Here is a 16,308-nt window from a genome sequence, read left to right on the forward strand (position 1 = left end):
CCAGATGGCCGCGCGGCAGGACGGGGCGATCAATGCCCGCCGAAGAAGGCGAACTTGATGACGAACAGCCCTGCCACGATCCAGGTCGCGGCATGGACCTGCGATGCCTTGCCGGTCAGCAGCTTGATCAGCGCATAGCTGATGAAGCCGAAAGCCAGACCGTTCGCGATCGAATAGGTCAGCGGCATCGCCAGCGCGGTCAGCACGGCAGGCGCGGCCTCGGTCACGTCGTCCCAGCTGATCTCGGTCAGTTCACGCATCATCAGCGTCGCGACATAGAGCAGCGCGGGTGCCGTCGCATAGGCGGGCACCGATCCCGCCAGCGGCGCAAAGAACATCGCCAGCAGGAACAGCCCCGCCACGACCAGCGCCGTCAGCCCGGTGCGCCCGCCCGCCTGAACGCCCGAGGCGCTTTCGACATAGGCGGTGGTCGAGGACGTGCCCAGCAGCGAACCCGCCGTGATCGCGGTGGAATCCGCCATCAGCGCCCGGCCAAGGTTCTTGTTCTGGTGGGTCGGCCCCTCTTTCAGCAGGCCCGCGCGTTTGGCAACGCCGATCAGGGTGCCGGTGGCGTCGAACACCTCGACCAGCACCATCACCAGAATGACGTGGAAAATGCCGTAATGCAGCGCGCCCATCACATCCAGTTGCAGGAAGGTCGGCATGATCGAGGGCGGCATCGACATGATTCCCCCGAATTCAGTGACGCCCAGCAGGATCGCCAGGACGGTCACGACCAGAATCCCGATCAGGATCGCGCCCGTCACCTTCAGCGCGTCCAGCGCCACGATGACGAAAAAGCCGACGATGGTCAGCAGCGTGCCGGGATTGGTCAGATCGCCCAGGGTCACCAGCGTGGCCGGGTGATCGACCACCAGCCCCGAGGATTGCATGGCGATGATGGCCAGAAACATCCCGATGCCGGCCGCGACGCCGCTGCGCATGGATACGGGGATGCCCGCGATCAGCCAGCGCCTCAGCCCGGTGATCGACAGGATCAGGAAGATGATGCCCGAGATGAACACCGCCCCCAGTGCCTGTTGCCATGTAAAGCCCATGGCCCCCACGACGGTAAAAGCGAAAAAGGCGTTCAGCCCCATCCCCGGCGCCATGGCGATGGGCCAGTTCGCCCACAGCGCCATGATGGCCGAGCCAAGCGCGGCGGCCAGGCAGGTCGCCACGAAAACCGCGTTGCGATCCATGCCGGTGCTGGACAGGATGTCCGGGTTGACGAAAATGATATAGGCCATCGTCAGGAAGGTGGTGATCCCTGCGATCACCTCGGTCCGGACATTGCTGCCATGTTCCGCAAGCTTGAAATAGCGTTCCATAAGGTCCTCCGAGCGGCCTCCTCCGGCCACGATCCGCCGAACCTATCGGGGTGGGCCTGTTCCTCACAATCGCCCTCATCCTGCAAGTCTTTCAATAGTGTTTTGAAAGCAAGGTAAATTTTGCGGTGATCTTTGTCGTTTTATTGATACAGAATTTCACTCTTGCCCGCTTGCCGTGCAGCCGCGCAAAGGCTTTGCTGTATGGAATCTGCCACAGGAGGATTCCATGCGCTACAGCCGCGATCTGCGAGGATATGGCGAAACCACACCCGACCCGCAATGGCCCGGCGGCGCGAAGATCGCGGTGCAGATCGTCGTCAATTACGAAGAGGGCGGCGAAAACAGCATCGAGCATGGCGACGCCGCATCCGAGGCCTTCCTGTCCGAGATCATCGGCTGTCAGCCCTGGCCCGGCCAGCGTCACTGGAACATGGAATCGATCTATGACTATGGCGCGCGGGCGGGCTTCTGGCGGCTGCACCGGCTGCTGAAGGATATTCCGGTCACCGTTTACGGCGTTGCCACCGCGCTGGAGCGCAGCCCCGGACAGGTCGCGGCGATGCAGGCGGCGGGTTGGGAAATCGCCACCCACGGGCTGAAATGGATCGATTACAGGGACGTCCCCCGCGAGGTCGAGGCCCAGCATATCGCCGAAGCCATCCGCCTGCACGAGGCCGTGACCGGCAGCCGCCCCTTGGGTTTCTATCAGGGCCGCACCTCGATGAACACGGTCGCGCTTGGCTGCGAGGAGGGCGGCTTCGAATATCTGGCCGACACCATCGCCGACGACCTGCCCTATTGGCATGTGCATCAGGGCCGCCCGCAACTGATGGTGCCTTATACGATGGACGCCAATGACATGCGGTTTTCCAGCGGTCAGGGCTTTGGCACCGGAGTCGAGTTCTTCGACTATCTGCGCGACAGCTTCGACGTGCTTTATGCCGAAGGTCAGGCGGGTGCGCCCAAGATGATGTCGATCGGGCTGCATTGCCGCCTTGCCGGTCGTCCGGGCCGGGCAATGGCGATCCAGCGGTTCCTTGACCATGCCCGCGCGCATGAGGGCGTCTGGTTCGCCAGCCGTCTGGATATCGCGCGGCACTGGGCGGAAACCCATCCCTTCCAGCCCCGGCTTCGCCCGTCCGAAATGTCGCGCGATGATTTTGTGGCGAAATTCGGCGGCATCTATGAACATTCGCCCTTCATCGCCGAACGTGTCTGGGACGCCGAGATGGGCGCGGTCCATGACAGCGCGGCGGGCCTGTCGGCGCGGATGGCGCAGGTGTTTCGCAGCGCCAGCGATCAGGAGCGGCTGGGCGTACTGGTCGCCCACCCCGATCTGGCAGGCAAACTGGCGCAGGCGAAACGCCTGACCACGGAAAGCACCGCCGAACAGGCCAGCGCCGGGCTGGACAGCCTGACCGACGAGGAACGCGCCACCTTTACCGCGCTGAACGACGCCTATGTCGGCAAGCACGGCTTTCCCTTCATCATCGCTGTGCGCGACCATGACAAACCCGGCATCCTTGCCGCCATGCAGCGCCGCGTCGAAAACGACACCGTAACCGAGCGGGCCGAGGCCGAAAGACAGGTCACGCGCATCGCCGAACTTCGCCTGAAAGAGGTTCTGACATGAACGATCTTCCCCCCGAAGGCGCCCCCACGGGCGATATCGCAGAAATCCCGCAGGAACAGCTGCGTTTCAACCCCTATGCCGGGCCCGTCGCGGGCCTTCCGCCGCAGACCGGGATGACCACCGACACGGCGATCTTTACCGAAGCCTATGCGGTGATTCCCCGCACGGTGATGCGCGATATCGTCACCTCTTATCTGCCGGGCTGGCAGGGGATGCGGATGTGGATGCTGGCGCGTCCGCTGACCGGATTTGCCGAGACCTTCAGCCAGTATATCGTCGAACTGGCCGAGGGCGGCGGCAGCGACAGCCCCGATGACGACCCCGAGGTGCAGCACGCCCTGTTCGTCACCGGCGGCGAGATGTGCGTGACCATCGACGGCACCGACCATCTGCTGAAACCGGGCGGCTTCGCCTATATCCCGCCGGGCACGCCGTGGAAGGTGCATAACTGCACGCCGGGCAATACCGGCTTTCACTGGTGGCGCAAACGCTGGCAGCCCTGCAATGGCGTGGACAAGCCCGCCCCCATCGTCGCGCATGAGGACCAAATCCCGCCCTCGCCCATGCCCGATACCGATGGCGCATGGGCCACGATCCGCTTCATGGACCCCGCCGATCTGAGCCACGACATGCATATCACGCTGGTCAGCTTCAAGCCCGGCGGCTCGATCCCCTTTGCCGAAACCCATGTGATGGAGCATGGCCTGTTCGTGCTGGAAGGCAAGGCCGTCTATCGCCTGAACCGCGACTGGGTCGAGGTCGGCCCCGGCGATTACATGTGGCTGCGCGCCTTCTGCCCCCAGGCCTGCTATGCGGGCGGGCCGGGCCGGTTCCGTTACCTGCTGTACAAGGACGTGAACCGGCACGCGCCCCTGTGGCCGAACCGCTGAACCTGCCTCTGGCCTGATCCCGGATCAGGCCAGAATGCCGGGATTGTCGCCCATCTCCAGCCCCGGAAACACCGTCCGCTCCAACAGATCGCGCGACAGATCGAACAGATCATGCATCGCCCATGCGGCATAGGCGCGGATATCGCGCACCGGCATCAGGTCGCGCCCGGCATAGAGGTCGCTTTCCCCCAGCCCCGGCCAGCGTCCCAATGCCTTGCCGCCACGGATCGCGCCCCCGGCCATCAGCAGCGCGCCCCCCGTGCCGTGGTCGGTCCCGCCCGAGCCGTTCTCGTGCACAGTGCGGCCGAATTCGGTCATGGCCAGAACCGTGGTCCGCTGCCAGTTGTCGCCCAGATTGTCGTGCAGGGTCAGGATCGCATCGGCCAGCCGCTCCAGCGCGCGGTCGATGACTTTCGCCTGATTGGCATGGCTGTCCCATCCCGCCAGCGAGAATGTGGCGATGCGGGTATCCTGATTCAGCCGCTCGGCGCTGAACCGGGCCAGCGCGCGGGCGTCGCGGGTCGGGCCACGCTCTTCCTCGATGCCGCCCAGATCCATGCCGGCGATCTCCATCGCCCGTCCGCCCGCCGTCCTGAACAGTTCGTCATCGTGATAGACATGTTCCAGCAACCGCTGCGCCTGCGGGCTGAGATCCAGCGAGACCTGCGGCGCCCAGCTCATCGCCGGGGCCTGACCCGACAGGATCCGCATTTCCTCGACCCCCACGGCATAGGCGGTTTCGGAACGCGCATCGGGCATGTGCTGCAACAGCCGGTTCAGCCAGCCGTCGCGCTGCTGGGATTCCTCCAGATCGGCGCCGGTCCCGGCTTCGAGGATATCCTGCCCGTCGAAATGGCTGCGCTTGTCGCGATAGGGGGTGGACACGGCGGGGGCAAAGCCCATCTCTCCCTTGCGCCACAGCGGCATCAGCGAGGCCAGCGCCGGGTGCAGCGCAAAGAACCCGTCCAGATCATGCGCGCCCTGATCCGGCCCCAGCGACAGCGTGCCGCGCAGCCCGCGCAATTCGGGATCGCCATAAGGCTGGAACACGTCCAGCCCGTCCATCGCGCCGCGCAGGATGATGACCACCAGCCGGTTCTCGCCCGGGGCGGTGGCGAAGGCGATCGAGTTCAGCAACGGATGCGCCGCCGCCGAACAGCCGATCAGGGCGGTGGATTTCAGAAACAGGCGACGGCTCAGCATCGGCTTACCTCCGGTTGAAATCGGCCGAGGCCAGAACGATCACCAGCGCCTCGCGGGCGGTTTCCGCCTTGGGTACGGCCCATTGCAGCGGCTCGGACGCCGTCGATCCCAGCGCCGCCTGAAGAAAGACCGCGGGCTTGGGCAGGTCCGGCACCATGCGCGGCGCAATGCGCATCACCCAGTCGATCCGCGCCGCCAGCCCCTGCGGGCTGGCCCAGCTTTCGGCGGCCTCGGGCCAGCCATCGGGCCCGGTGGGCAGACCCCATCGCTGCCCCATCCGGGTCAGGGGATATTGCAGCCAGTTGCGGACCTGCTTCATCTCGAACGCCCGAACGTCATCGCCCGTCAGGCCAAGCGCCCGCATCGATGCGACAATGAAATCGAACGGCTGGCGGACCTTCTTGCGAAAATGGCTTTCCAGTTCCGACGATTCGGCCAGCACTGCGTAAAGTTCGGACAGATGGCCGTTGCTGCTGGTCCATGTCTCGGCCAACCGTTCCACCAATGGCTGCGGCGGGTCGTCATCGACGAAATGCGCGGCTAACTTGCGCGCCATATGCTGCGCGGTCGAGGGGTGGCGGGCCAGATCCTCCATCACCGCGCGGATATCGGCCAGATCGGCCTTGCCATCGCCGCCATAGCTTTCGCCCAGCACGGTTTCCGCCCCCGGCTCGGCCAGTTCGGGGCGGAAGATGCGGTCCTGCCCGGGGTTGAACCGCAAGCCCGTCAGCAATTCCGCCAGTTCGCGCACATCGTCCTGGGAATAGTCGCCGCCGACCCCCAGCGTGTGCAGCTCGATCATCTCGCGCGCGAGGTTCTCGTTCAGGCCCAGATTGCGCTTTGGCTGATTGCGGGCGGCGCGGGAATTCGGCCCGACCGAGCTGTTCTGATCCAGATAGGTCAGCATCGCCGGATGGGTCTCGGCGGCGAACAGCATATCGGTGAAATGACCGTTCAGATGCGGGCGGATCGCCTCATCGACATGGGCGACGGTCAGCAGGCGGCGAAAGGATTCGCCGATACGGGTGGTGAAATGATCGGACCAGAACTGCACCAGCCTTTCGCCAAAGCCGACAGGTTCATCGACCGCACGGGCAAAGCGCAGCTGCATGGTGCGGAAATACATGTCGTTGGCCTTGCGGCGCAGATCGACCAGTTCCTGCCGCGCGCCCTGATCCCCGTCGCGGGTGCGCCGGTTGATCTCGTTCCGGGCCGAGATGATCTCGATGAAATCCTGGGTCCGCAGCGCATCGCCATCGGGCGCCGCCGCCCCCACCGAGGACAGCACCGCCGCCACATCTGCCGGAGGGTCGGCCAGCGGCGACAGGCCGTAACCAAGCCGGATCGCCGCGAGTTCAGGATAGGCAACCATATGCGCACCAACTGTTCCGCTGCGGGCCTTGCGCCCCGCAACATCTATGCCATGCGGCGATGCGCGATGTCAGTTCACTCTTTCGGCAAAACCCGCAGGCGCAGATCACGAAGCTGTTCGTTCGCCGGCTCGCTTGGCGCGCCCATCATCAGATCCTCGGCACGCTGGTTCATCGGGAACATGATGACCTCGCGGATGTTCTGCTCATCCGCCAGCAGCATCACGATCCGGTCGATCCCCGCCGCACAACCACCGTGGGGCGGCGCGCCATAGCGGAACGCCTTGACCATGCCGCCGAAACGCTTTTCGACCTCGGATGCCGGATAGCCCGCCAACTCGAACGCCCGGAACATGATTTCCGGCTTGTGGTTGCGGATCGCACCCGACACCAGTTCATAGCCGTTGCAGGCCAGATCATACTGAAAGCCCATGACCGCCAGCGGATCGGCCTCCAGCGCCTGAAGGCCCCCTTGCGGCATCGAGAAGGGGTTGTGGCTAAAGTCGATTTTCCCGTCATCGGTTTTCTCATACATCGGAAAATCGACGATCCAGGCGAATTTGAACTGGTTCTCATCGGTCAGCTTCAACTCGCGGCCGATCTCGTTGCGGGCACGTCCCGCCACAGCCTCGAAGGTCTCGGGCTTGCCGCCAAGGAAGAAGGCCGCGTCGCCTTCGCCCAGCCCAAGCTGCTGGCGGATCGCCTCGGTGCGCTCGGGCCCGATATTCTTGGCGATGGGACCGGCGGCTTCGGTGCTGCCATCCTCGGCCTTGCGCCAGAAGATGTAACCCATGCCGGGCAGACCCTGCTGTTGCGCGAAGGCGTTCATGCGGTCGGCGAACTTGCGCGACCCGCCGCCCGGCGCGGGAATGGCGCGGACTTCGGTGCCGTCCTGCTCCAGCAGCCTGGCGAAGATCGCGAAGCCCGAGCCGCGGAAATGGTCAGAGACCACCTGCATCTCGATCGGGTTGCGCAGATCGGGCTTGTCGCTGCCGTATTTCAGCATTGCCTCGGCATAGGGGATGCGCGGCCAGTCGGCATCAACCGGGCGGCCACCCCCGAATTCCTCGAACAGCCCCTGAATGACCGGCTGGATCGCGGCAAAGACGTCCTCTTGATCGACAAAGGACATCTCCAGATCAAGCTGATAGAAATCGGTCGGGCTGCGGTCGGCGCGCGGATCCTCGTCGCGGAAGCAGGGTGCGATCTGGAAATACTTGTCGAAGCCCGCGACCATGATCAGCTGCTTGAACTGCTGGGGCGCTTGCGGCAGGGCGTAGAACTTGCCCGGATGCAGGCGCGAAGGCACTAGAAAGTCGCGCGCGCCTTCGGGGCTGGACGCGGTGATGATCGGGGTCTGGAATTCGGTGAAACCCTGATCCCACATGCGGTTGCGTAAGGAGCGCACCACCTGCGACCGCAGCATGATGTTGTTGTGCAGGCTTTCGCGGCGCAGATCGAGAAAGCGATAGGCCAGCCGCGTTTCCTCGGGGTAATCCTGATCGCCAAAGACCGGCAGCGGCAGCTCGTCCGCGGGGCCAAGCACCTCGATTTCGGTGGCATAGACCTCGATCTCGCCGGTGGGCAGCTTGGGGTTGACCAGCGCCGCATCGCGCGGTTTCACCCGACCGTCGATGCGGATCACGGTTTCAGCCCGCAGCTTCTCCATCGCGGCGAAGGCGGGGCTGTCACTGTCGGCCAGCACCTGCGTCATGCCGTAATGATCGCGCAGATCGACGAACAGCACGCCTCCGTGATCGCGAACGCGATGGACCCAGCCCGACAGACGGATGGTTTCACCGGCATTCGCGGCGGTCAGATCGCCACAGGTATGGCTGCGATAGGCATGCATGATCGGTCCCCAGTTATTCAGCCCCCGCATGAAGCGCGGGACGCGGGCGAAGTCAACCGCTCAGAACGGGCGAACGACGTTGCCGGTCCAGAAATAATAGCCCATGCCGGTGGTGAACAGCATGTTGCCCGCCAGCGCGTGCAGCAACCACGCCGAGGCAAAGCCGCGCCACAGATAGGCCAGGGCAAAGATCAGCCCGCCGAAAAAGGTCATGGTGGCGACGACCGCGCTCCAATACATCAGATGGGCAAAGCTGAAGATCGCGGCATTCATCACCACCGCCACCCTGACATCGGAAAACAGGCTGCCGAAGCGGTGGAAGAACAGCGGTCGGAAGATCAGTTCCTGCGGCAGCGCCGACAGCAGCGGGTAAAGCACCCAGATCATGGCCAGAAAGCGCAGCCTCTCGGGCGTCAGGCGGCGCAGGTAATCGGGATTGGTCGCCGCGATGATCGCCCAGCCGATCAGCCCCACACCCAGCGTGAAGGCCAGCGCGAACAGCCACGGCACCCTGCCCCACCCGCTGACCAGCGACCGCCAGTCGAAACCGCCGGTCCGCCACAACAGCATCAACCCGGCGATGCTGAAGACCGCCAGCGCCGGAAACAGCATCCCGTGCGGCAGGAATATCGCAATCACCAGCGGCGCCCCGATATAGAGCGCCGCGAACTCGATCCAAAGCCAGGTGCGTGGCCTTATCGTGTCAGTCGTGTCTGTAACCATCGCTGCCAATCGGTTGCTGTGCCGGCGAATGCGTTCAGGTCGGTATTGCCCTGAATGCCCGGAACGATGCCGGTGCCGGTATATTGCCAGAACGCCCAACGCTGCCCCGGATAGGTCATGCGCGGATGATCCGCGACCGAGCGCAGCCAGAATTCCGCCCGCATATCGCCCAACTGGTTGTCGCGGTAGAAGTCCACCGTGGTATAGATGATCGGGCGCTGGCCATAATGGCGGCCGACGATGTCCAGAAAGACATTCGCCTCGCGCTTGACCTCATGGGGCGGCGGACGGCGCGGACAGGTGCGCGAATTGGTCCATTCCAGATCCAGCACCGGCGGCAGCGAGCCGACCTCGCGCGGGACATTGCGGATGAACCATGCCGCCTGCTCGGCCCCGGTGCGGCAGAAATAGTAATAGTGATAGGCGCCGCGCGGAATCCGCGCCTGCCCCGCCTCGCGCCAATAACGCTGGAAGTTCGGATCGCTGTGATCGCCGCCTTCGGTCGACTTGATGAAGGCAAACGAAATGCCCGCCTGCCGGACCTGCCCCCAGTCGATATCGCCCTGCCAGCGCGACACGTCGATGCCGTGGACCTGATGGCCGTAGGGATGCCCGTTGCGCCATTCATGCGGCCGCGAATCCCCCAGCATCGGGTTCGCCCCCGGCCCGGGGCTGGGCCCATAAGACCCCGGAGAGCGGGCGCAGGCCGCCATCGCCACCAGCACCACCGCGATTATCAGTTTCTTCAGAACACCCATTCCCTGCCCTCGTCCCTCGCTCTTTTTTTTTGCCTGTCATGCTTTGCACGTTTTGCGCCGTTATCGCAAAGGCGTGAGCGAAAGTCACCGGGCCTTGAGGGTCACGATAGCGTCAGGAACGGGGCGCGGCGGGACCATGACCCCGCCCGCGCAGCGCGGTGTCAGTTCGCCGGTTCGGCCTCGGATTCCGTGTCGGGCACGGTGCCTTCGACCTCTTCGGGGATGACCGGGGCCGATTCGCTGGCGTCGGTGCCCTCGGCCTCGGTCGAGGTGGTGCCTTCGGGTGGCGCGGTCGTGGCGATTCCGTCCTCTTCGGGGGCGCCGGGGATAAGCACCACGAATGCCAGTATCGCCACCACCACGGCGACGGCGATCGCGATCAGCGCCGGGTTGTGACGCCGGGCCGATCGCTCGGGTTTGTTGTCGTTATGGGACATGCCGATCCTCCTTGATCCGGTTGAAAAACCAACGGTTCAGGGCGGGTCCGGTTCCCCGGCGTCAGGCAGGTTTCAGTTGCGATCCGCCACCAGCTTGCCCGGATTGAGGATATTGCGCGGGTCCAGCGCCGCCTTAATATCGCCCATCACCTGCCAGCCCGCGCCGTGCTGCGCGGCCATCAGGCCCCGCTTGCCGACGCCGATGCCATGTTCGCCCGAAATCGTGCCGCCCACGGCAATGGCGCGTTCGGCCATGCGGGTGGCGACCTGCTTGGCGCGCGCGATCTCATCGGCATTTTCGGGATCGACCAGCAGCAACGTATGGAAATTGCCGTCTCCGACATGGCCGACGATGGGGCCCAACAGGCCCTCGGCCTCGATATCGGCGGCGGCCGCGGTGACGGCGGCGGGCAGTTCCGACATCGGCACGCAGACATCGGTGATGATGCCCCGCGCGCCCGGACGCAGCACGAAACTGGCGTGATAGGCGCCATGACGCATCCGCCACAGCCGCGCCCGGTCCTCGGTGCTGCTGGCCCAGTCAAAGCCCTGCCCGCCAAATTCCCCGGCCAGCGCGCCAAAGGATTCCGCATCCTCGCGCACAGATACGGGCGAGCCGTGGAATTCGACCATCAGATGCGGCTTTTCCGGCAGGCTGGCGCCGGAATGCAGGTTGAAGGCCCGCGCCGTGGCGGCATCGACGAATTCGATCCGCGCCATCGGAATGCCCGACTGGATGGTGGCGGTGACGCATTCGACGGCGTGATCCAGCGTGTCGAAGGCGCAGACGGCGGCGGCGACCTCTTCGGGCTGGCCATGCAGGCGCAGCGTCAGTTCGGTGATGACCCCCAGCGTACCCTCGGCCCCCACGAACAGCCCGGTCAGGTCATAGCCCGCGCTGGATTTCGCCGCCCGCGTGCCGGTGCGGATGATGCGGCCATCGGCCAGCACCACCTCCAGCGCAAGCACATTGTCGCGCATGGTGCCGTAACGCACGGCGGTCGTGCCGCTGGCCCGGGTCGCGGCCATCCCGCCCAGACTGGCATTGGCGCCGGGATCGACCGGAAAGAACAGACCGGTCGCGCGAAGTTCGGTATTCAGCGCCTCGCGCGTCACGCCCGGCTGGACGGTCACCTGCATGTCGCCCGCCCTGACCTCGACGATCCTGTCCATCCGCATCAGATCCAGCGTCACCCCGCCGGTATAGGCCAGCGCATGACCTTCCAGCGAGGTGCCGGTGCCCCAGGGAATCACCGGCGTGCCGGTCTCGTTGCAGGCGGCCAGGATCTGCGCCACCTCATCGGCGGTTTCCGGCCAGACGACGGCATCGGGCGGAGGCGCGCTATGCAGGCTTTCCGAGCGGGCATGTTCACCGCGATCGGCAGCCGTTACCGACAACCGCGCACCCAGCAGGTCGCGCAGGCGGTTTTCCAGATCGGGATTGAGGCTCATGGGCGATCCTTTGCTTGTTTACGGCTGTGTAGCGCGTGCATGAAACTTGGCAAACCCCTTGGGGTTCTGTCATCAACTGTTCACGCAAGCGCCATAACGTCGCGTCTCGTATCGCAGGATCAGAGATCAGGACCTTGTCTCAAGATGGACCACGCCCGAATTTCCCGCATTCCGCGCCGCATGGGATCGCCCGAGGGTCTGAACCCCGAATCCCCCTCGCGGGCGGATCATGCCTATGTGACGCTTGTCACCAACCCCGATTACCTGCCCGGCGCCGAGGCGCTGCTGCGTTCGCTGCGCCTGACCGGGACCAAGGCGGATATGGTGGTGATGCATCGCGGACTGCAACCGGCGCATCTGGCGCGGCTGCGGGCTTTGGGCGGACGGCTGATCGAGGCCGGGCTGCTGCCCACGTCCGAGCATTTCGACCGCACCCATGCCCGCGACGCGCTGCATGCCCGCGCGGCCTTTACCCGTGGCGGCAAGCCCGATTTTCACACCCCGCTGGACAATTTCATCAAGCTGCGGCTGTGGCAGCTTGATTACGACCGCTGCGTGTTCATCGACGCCGATGCGGTGGTGCTGCGCGATGTGGACAAGCTGTTCGAGATGCCGCAATTCTGCGCCGCGCCGAATGTCTATGACGGTCTGGACGGGTTCCACCGGATGAATTCGGGCGTTTTCACCGCGCGGCCCGATCTGCGGACCTTCCGCGACATGCTGGCCCGGCTGGACCAGCCCGGTGCCTTCTGGAGACGCACCGACCAGACCTTCCTTCAGGATTATTTCACCGACTGGCACGGGCTGTCGATCCATCACAACATGCTGCAATATGTCTGGCTGAACATGCCGGAATTGTGGAGTTGGCGGGACATTCGCATCCTGCATTACCAATATGAGAAACCGTGGCAGGACCATGACAAGGCGCATCTGCTGCGCCCGCTGATCGATCTGTGGCGCGCGATCGCCTCGGGCCAGTCGATGCCGGATCTGGCCACCCAGACCCGCCCGGCCGCCTGACGCCACCATGCGCATCGTCCTGACCGGCGCCAGCGGCATCGCCGGCAGCTTCATCGCCCGGGCCTGCCGCGCCGCCGGGCATGATCTGACGCTGCTGGGCGTCGGCGATGGCTGGCGGCTGGGACAGCCTGCGGATCTGCGCGGCCATGACGCCCTGATCCATTGCGCCTTCGCCCATGTGCCCGGCCGCTATCGCGGCGGCGAGGGCTGCGACCCGCAAGGCTTCCGCCGCGCCAATCTGGACGGCTCGATCCGGCTGTTTTCTCAGGCCGCCGATGCCGGCTTGTCGCGGATCCTGTTCCTGTCCTCGCGCGCCGTCCATGACGGCCACCCCGCAGGGATGATTCTGCCTGACGACCTGCCCCCGGCGCCCGCCAATCTGTATGGCGAGGTCAAGGCACTGGCCGAGGCGCATCTGGCCCAAAGCCCCCTGACCACCACCGCCATCCGCGCCACCGGTCTCTATGGTCCCGGCAAGGCCAATAAATGGCGCGACCTTTTCGCCGCCCATCTGGCGGGTCGTCAGGCCCCGTCGCGCATCGCCACGGAACTGCATGTCGATGACCTTGCCGCCGCGATCCTTCTGCTGCTGACCCACCCCGCGCCGCCCCGCACGGTCAATGCCAGCGACCTCCTGCTGGATCACCGCGACCTGCTGGCAATGGTGTCGGAGCTGACGGGTTGTCGCACTCCGCTGCCCGCCCCAGCCGACTCCTCCGGCCTACGTCAGCTTCGCTGTGATGCGCTGGCGGCCATGGGATGGCGGCCCGGCGGAACAAAGCGCCTGCGCCAAACCCTGCCCGCCCTTGTTGAGTAACCGACTGATTGTTACCGCAGCGATTGGGCTTTGATGCGGGCGACGAGTTCTGTGTCATCGACAAGGTCGTCGAGGAACGCGTGCCAGGTTTCGGTGGTGATGCGCGCGTCCCTGAGCATGTCTTTCAGTTCGTCGATACCGTCATCGGTCAGGGCGGTGACGGTGTCATCGGGGCCGGTATAGACGCTGATGATCGCGCCGTAGGTCAGGTTGTCATCGTTGTAGACGATGGCTTCGAGAAGCTCGGGGTCCTCGCCCAGCATCTTTGCGACGTAGTCGAGGGTGCAGACGTGGGTGACGGTTGCCATCAGGCGGCCTCGTGCTGGGCGGAGGGCAGCGGCGACCAGTTCCAGGGCAGCAGATCGTCGAGCCGGTTGATCTTGTGATCATGGATACGGGCCAGAATGTCGGCCAGATAGGCCTGCGGGTCCAGGCCATTCATTTTGGCGGTCTCAACGATGGTCATGGCCCGGGCCAACGTTTCGGCTCCGGTATCGGCCCCCGCGAAGAGCCAGTTACGGCGGCCAACGCCGATCGGGCGCAGGGCGCGCTCGGCCGGATTGTTATCGATGCCCACGCGCCCATCGGACAAGAACAGGCTGAAGGCGTCCTGACGGCTCAGCCCATAACGGAAGGCTTTGGCCAGATCCCCCTTGCCGGGGATCCGCGAGAGTTGGCTCTCTGACCAGGCGAAGAAGGCCTCGACCTTCGGGGCGCTGTGCTTCTGGCGCGCGGCAAGACGGATCGCGGCGGGATGACCGGTGATCTCCCGCTCGATGTCGTAGAGCGCGCCGATACGGTCGAGCGCTTCGCGGGCGATCGCGGATCTGGTCTTGTCCCATTCGTCATGGAAGTCGCGCCGCAGGTGGGCCCAACACGCTGCCTCTTGCAGGCGGTGCGCCCCATCCGGCTGTGGAGCATAGAGCTTTGCATATCCCTTGTAGCCATCGGCCTGCAGGATGCCGCGGGTGTTGGCCAGATGGCGATGGACGTGTTCTTCCTTCCAATCCGGCGCAAACGCATAGACAGCACCGGGGGGCGAGGCACCCGACCAAGGCCGCTGGTCACGGATATAGGCCCAGATCCGGCCCTTCTTCACGCCCTTGCCCAGCCCCTTGTCCCGGCCCACACGATCCAGCACCCGGATCGGTGTATCGTCGGCATGCAGCAGGTCGCTGGTCATCACGTCCGCCTCGATCCGTTCGATCAACGGGGCCAGCACCTTCATGGCGCGACCGCACCAGTCGACCAGTGTGCTGTCGGGGATATCCGCTCCCATCCGGGCGAAGATCTCGTGCTGGCGATACAAGGGAAGATGGTCGTCGAACTTGGAGACGAGGATATGCGCCAGCAGGCCCGCGCCTGCCACGCTGCCGGGGATCGGGCGGCTGGGGGCCGGAACTTGCACCATGCGTTCGCAGCGGCGGCAGGATTTCTTGAGCCGGGCGATCTGCACGACCTTCAACTGTGCCGCGATCAGATCCAGCATCTCGCTGACATCCTCGCCCACCAGACGCAGATCGCCACCGCAATCGGGGCAGCACCTGCCGGGGTCCAGTTCCTGCCGCTCGCGCGGCGTGCTGTCCGAGACCCGAGGGCGGCGGCGGGAGGGGCGGTCAGAGACGCCATCGGTCGCTGACGTTTCCAGCGTATCATCGCCCTGACCGTCAGCCGGGACCGAAGTCTCGCTTTCGGCCGTCGCGATCAGCAGATCCTCCAGCGCCAGCTCAAGCTGCTCGATCTCGCGCTCGATCTTTTCCGAGGACTGGCCGAACACCTGCTTCTTCAGCCTCGCGATGCGCAGCCGCAGGGACTGGATCAACTGGTCATGGGCGCGCAAGGTGGCCGAGATCTTCGCGTTTTCCGCCTGCAATGCCGCGATCAGCGCCTTCAGAAGCGCAGGATCATCAGGAAGGATCTGGGGCACAGCCGACATGCGCCCGACGACCACAAGGCAGCCGGAATGGCCATAAAAACAAGGCGTTTCAGTAGGATAAATCAGCCGACGCGAGCCGGTGGCGCACCCCGGACCGGTCTGCGCCAGTCGATCCCTTCCCAGAGCATCGCCAACTGCGCAGAGGTCAGACGCGCGGCGCCGTCACCGTGCGCGGGCCAGGGGAAGCGTCCCTTTTCCAGCACCTTGTAATAGAGGCAGAAGCCTTGCCCATCCCAATACAAAAGCTTCAACCTGTCGCCGCGACGCCCACGGAATGCAAAGACCGCACCGCCGGTCGGCTTCTGGCGCAGGTGATCCTGTGCGAGAGCGGCCAACCCCTCGATGCCTTTCCTCATGTCCGTCACGCCACAAGCCAGATAGACCCGGACGCCTGTGCCGGGTCCGATCATACGGCCTCCGGCACACGGATCAGCCGCGCAAGAGATCGGTCATCGATCGTCTCGGCGCAACGAACATGCCGACCGTTGCGCAGCAATATCTCGATCATCGGCACCGACCCGGGTGCCAGGGGCTGGCTGCGGCCAGCGGCATCTTCGTCAACCGGCACAAACAGCGCCGAACCCGAGACAGGCCAAAGCCCCTTGCGCCGCATCTCCTGGCGCCACTGATAGATGTGTTGCCGCGTCAGGTCGGCCTCGCGCGCAACATCCGTCACCGTCCTGCCGTTGACACCCACGCGCTCCAGGACCGAAATCTTCTCGGCATCCGACCATCTACGGCGACGCTCCCGTCCCAGAACCTCAACATGACCCACAGAGCTCAGCTCCCCGATACGACGTCGGTAAGGACGTCAATAACGACGTAGCTTAAGGTCCGAGACCCAGATCAAAAGGCGGTGGCAACCGGCTTGCAGTTACCCACAAGT

At 64.9% G+C, this 16,308-nt stretch carries 16 protein-coding genes; 4 read left to right on the forward strand and 12 right to left on the reverse strand.

Features of this window, described 5'->3' with window-relative positions; genetic code table 11:
• Positions 1–29: 29 nt before the first annotated feature.
• A complete protein-coding gene (locus JHW40_RS15425) occupies positions 30–1,331 on the reverse strand; it encodes an NCS2 family permease (RefSeq protein WP_090616793.1) in 1,302 nt (433 codons plus the stop codon).
• Positions 1,332–1,557: 226 nt separating this feature from the next.
• Here JHW40_RS15425 and puuE point away from each other — a divergent pair, with 226 nt between their 5' ends.
• Positions 1,558–2,964 (forward strand): allantoinase PuuE, encoded by a 1,407-nt coding sequence (gene puuE, locus JHW40_RS15430; RefSeq protein WP_090616792.1) that lies wholly within the window; start codon positions 1,558–1,560, stop codon positions 2,962–2,964.
• Positions 2,965–3,077: 113 nt separating this feature from the next.
• Complete coding sequence (locus tag JHW40_RS15435; protein ID WP_244519342.1) at positions 3,078–3,854, forward strand: bifunctional allantoicase/(S)-ureidoglycine aminohydrolase; 777 nt, start codon at positions 3,078–3,080, stop codon at positions 3,852–3,854.
• A 24-nt stretch (positions 3,855–3,878) separates the two neighbouring features.
• Here the strand turns inward: JHW40_RS15435 and JHW40_RS15440 are convergent, their stop codons facing one another.
• From JHW40_RS15440 to JHW40_RS15470, 7 genes are all read right to left on the reverse strand, one after another.
• Positions 3,879–5,057 (reverse strand): DUF1501 domain-containing protein, encoded by a 1,179-nt coding sequence (locus JHW40_RS15440; RefSeq protein ID WP_090616790.1) that lies wholly within the window; start codon positions 5,055–5,057, stop codon positions 3,879–3,881.
• A gap of 4 nt (positions 5,058–5,061) precedes the next feature.
• Complete coding sequence (locus JHW40_RS15445) at positions 5,062–6,429, reverse strand: DUF1800 domain-containing protein (RefSeq protein WP_090616789.1); 1,368 nt, start codon at positions 6,427–6,429, stop codon at positions 5,062–5,064.
• Positions 6,430–6,503: 74 nt separating this feature from the next.
• Positions 6,504–8,279, reverse strand: a complete 1,776-nt coding sequence (gene aspS / locus JHW40_RS15450; protein WP_090616788.1) for an aspartate--tRNA ligase — start codon at positions 8,277–8,279, stop codon at positions 6,504–6,506.
• A 60-nt stretch (positions 8,280–8,339) separates the two neighbouring features.
• A complete protein-coding gene (locus JHW40_RS15455; RefSeq protein WP_090616787.1) occupies positions 8,340–9,002 on the reverse strand; it encodes a CPBP family intramembrane glutamic endopeptidase in 663 nt (220 codons plus the stop codon).
• Positions 8,975–9,760, reverse strand: coding sequence for a glycoside hydrolase family 25 protein (locus JHW40_RS15460; RefSeq protein WP_090616786.1), 786 nt, complete (start codon positions 9,758–9,760; stop codon positions 8,975–8,977). The genes JHW40_RS15455 and JHW40_RS15460 overlap by 28 nt, the downstream gene beginning before the upstream one ends.
• A gap of 161 nt (positions 9,761–9,921) precedes the next feature.
• A complete protein-coding gene (locus tag JHW40_RS15465) occupies positions 9,922–10,197 on the reverse strand; it encodes a lipase chaperone (protein WP_090616784.1) in 276 nt (91 codons plus the stop codon).
• Positions 10,198–10,269: 72 nt separating this feature from the next.
• A complete protein-coding gene (locus JHW40_RS15470; protein ID WP_090616782.1) occupies positions 10,270–11,649 on the reverse strand; it encodes an FAD-binding oxidoreductase in 1,380 nt (459 codons plus the stop codon).
• Between the two features lie 144 nt (positions 11,650–11,793).
• Here JHW40_RS15470 and JHW40_RS15475 point away from each other — a divergent pair, with 144 nt between their 5' ends.
• Entirely contained in the window at positions 11,794–12,669 is an 876-nt protein-coding gene (locus JHW40_RS15475; protein WP_419182449.1) for a glycosyltransferase, read from the forward strand.
• A 7-nt stretch (positions 12,670–12,676) separates the two neighbouring features.
• Positions 12,677–13,486: an NAD-dependent epimerase/dehydratase family protein gene (locus tag JHW40_RS15480; protein ID WP_090616780.1), complete on the forward strand. Its 810-nt coding sequence runs from the start codon at positions 12,677–12,679 to the stop codon at positions 13,484–13,486.
• 11 nt (positions 13,487–13,497) lie between these two features.
• Here the strand turns inward: JHW40_RS15480 and JHW40_RS15485 are convergent, their stop codons facing one another.
• The 4 genes from JHW40_RS15485 to JHW40_RS15500 form a co-directional block, all read right to left on the reverse strand.
• A complete protein-coding gene (locus JHW40_RS15485; RefSeq protein ID WP_090616778.1) occupies positions 13,498–13,794 on the reverse strand; it encodes a hypothetical protein in 297 nt (98 codons plus the stop codon).
• The gene (tnpC, locus tag JHW40_RS15490; RefSeq protein WP_272849003.1) at positions 13,794–15,422 is read right to left on the reverse strand and encodes an IS66 family transposase; all 1,629 of its coding nucleotides are present in this window, start codon (positions 15,420–15,422) and stop codon (positions 13,794–13,796) included. Before tnpC ends, JHW40_RS15485 begins: the two co-directional genes overlap by 1 nt.
• A 62-nt stretch (positions 15,423–15,484) precedes the next feature.
• On the reverse strand, positions 15,485–15,832 hold the full coding sequence (gene tnpB / locus JHW40_RS15495; RefSeq protein ID WP_272849004.1) for an IS66 family insertion sequence element accessory protein TnpB: 348 nt from the start codon (positions 15,830–15,832) through the stop codon (positions 15,485–15,487).
• Positions 15,829–16,197, reverse strand: coding sequence for a transposase (locus JHW40_RS15500; protein WP_272849005.1), 369 nt, complete (start codon positions 16,195–16,197; stop codon positions 15,829–15,831). Before JHW40_RS15500 ends, tnpB begins: the two co-directional genes overlap by 4 nt.
• Between the last annotated feature and the right edge of the window lie 111 nt (positions 16,198–16,308).

Source organism: Paracoccus alcaliphilus (assembly GCF_028553725.1).
GTDB lineage: Bacteria > Pseudomonadota > Alphaproteobacteria > Rhodobacterales > Rhodobacteraceae > Paracoccus > Paracoccus alcaliphilus.

Bases quoted from the DNA above. Each gene is read 5' to 3' on its own strand.
- JHW40_RS15480 (WP_090616780.1), top strand. From the start codon at position 12,677: ATGCGCATCGTCCTGACCGGCGCCAGCGGCATCGCCGGCAGCTTCATC.
- aspS (WP_090616788.1), bottom strand. From the start codon at position 8,279: ATGCATGCCTATCGCAGCCATACCTGTGGCGATCTGACCGCCGCGAAT.
- JHW40_RS15455 (WP_090616787.1), bottom strand. From the start codon at position 9,002: ATGGTTACAGACACGACTGACACGATAAGGCCACGCACCTGGCTTTGG.
- JHW40_RS15465 (WP_090616784.1), bottom strand. From the start codon at position 10,197: ATGTCCCATAACGACAACAAACCCGAGCGATCGGCCCGGCGTCACAAC.
- puuE (WP_090616792.1), top strand. From the start codon at position 1,558: ATGCGCTACAGCCGCGATCTGCGAGGATATGGCGAAACCACACCCGAC.
- JHW40_RS15485 (WP_090616778.1), bottom strand. From the start codon at position 13,794: ATGGCAACCGTCACCCACGTCTGCACCCTCGACTACGTCGCAAAGATG.
- JHW40_RS15475 (WP_419182449.1), top strand. From the start codon at position 11,794: ATGGACCACGCCCGAATTTCCCGCATTCCGCGCCGCATGGGATCGCCC.
- tnpC (WP_272849003.1), bottom strand. From the start codon at position 15,422: ATGTCGGCTGTGCCCCAGATCCTTCCTGATGATCCTGCGCTTCTGAAG.
- JHW40_RS15460 (WP_090616786.1), bottom strand. From the start codon at position 9,760: ATGGGTGTTCTGAAGAAACTGATAATCGCGGTGGTGCTGGTGGCGATG.
- JHW40_RS15470 (WP_090616782.1), bottom strand. From the start codon at position 11,649: ATGAGCCTCAATCCCGATCTGGAAAACCGCCTGCGCGACCTGCTGGGT.
- JHW40_RS15440 (WP_090616790.1), bottom strand. From the start codon at position 5,057: ATGCTGAGCCGTCGCCTGTTTCTGAAATCCACCGCCCTGATCGGCTGT.
- tnpB (WP_272849004.1), bottom strand. From the start codon at position 15,832: ATGATCGGACCCGGCACAGGCGTCCGGGTCTATCTGGCTTGTGGCGTG.
- JHW40_RS15445 (WP_090616789.1), bottom strand. From the start codon at position 6,429: ATGGTTGCCTATCCTGAACTCGCGGCGATCCGGCTTGGTTACGGCCTG.
- JHW40_RS15425 (WP_090616793.1), bottom strand. From the start codon at position 1,331: ATGGAACGCTATTTCAAGCTTGCGGAACATGGCAGCAATGTCCGGACC.
- JHW40_RS15435 (WP_244519342.1), top strand. From the start codon at position 3,078: ATGACCACCGACACGGCGATCTTTACCGAAGCCTATGCGGTGATTCCC.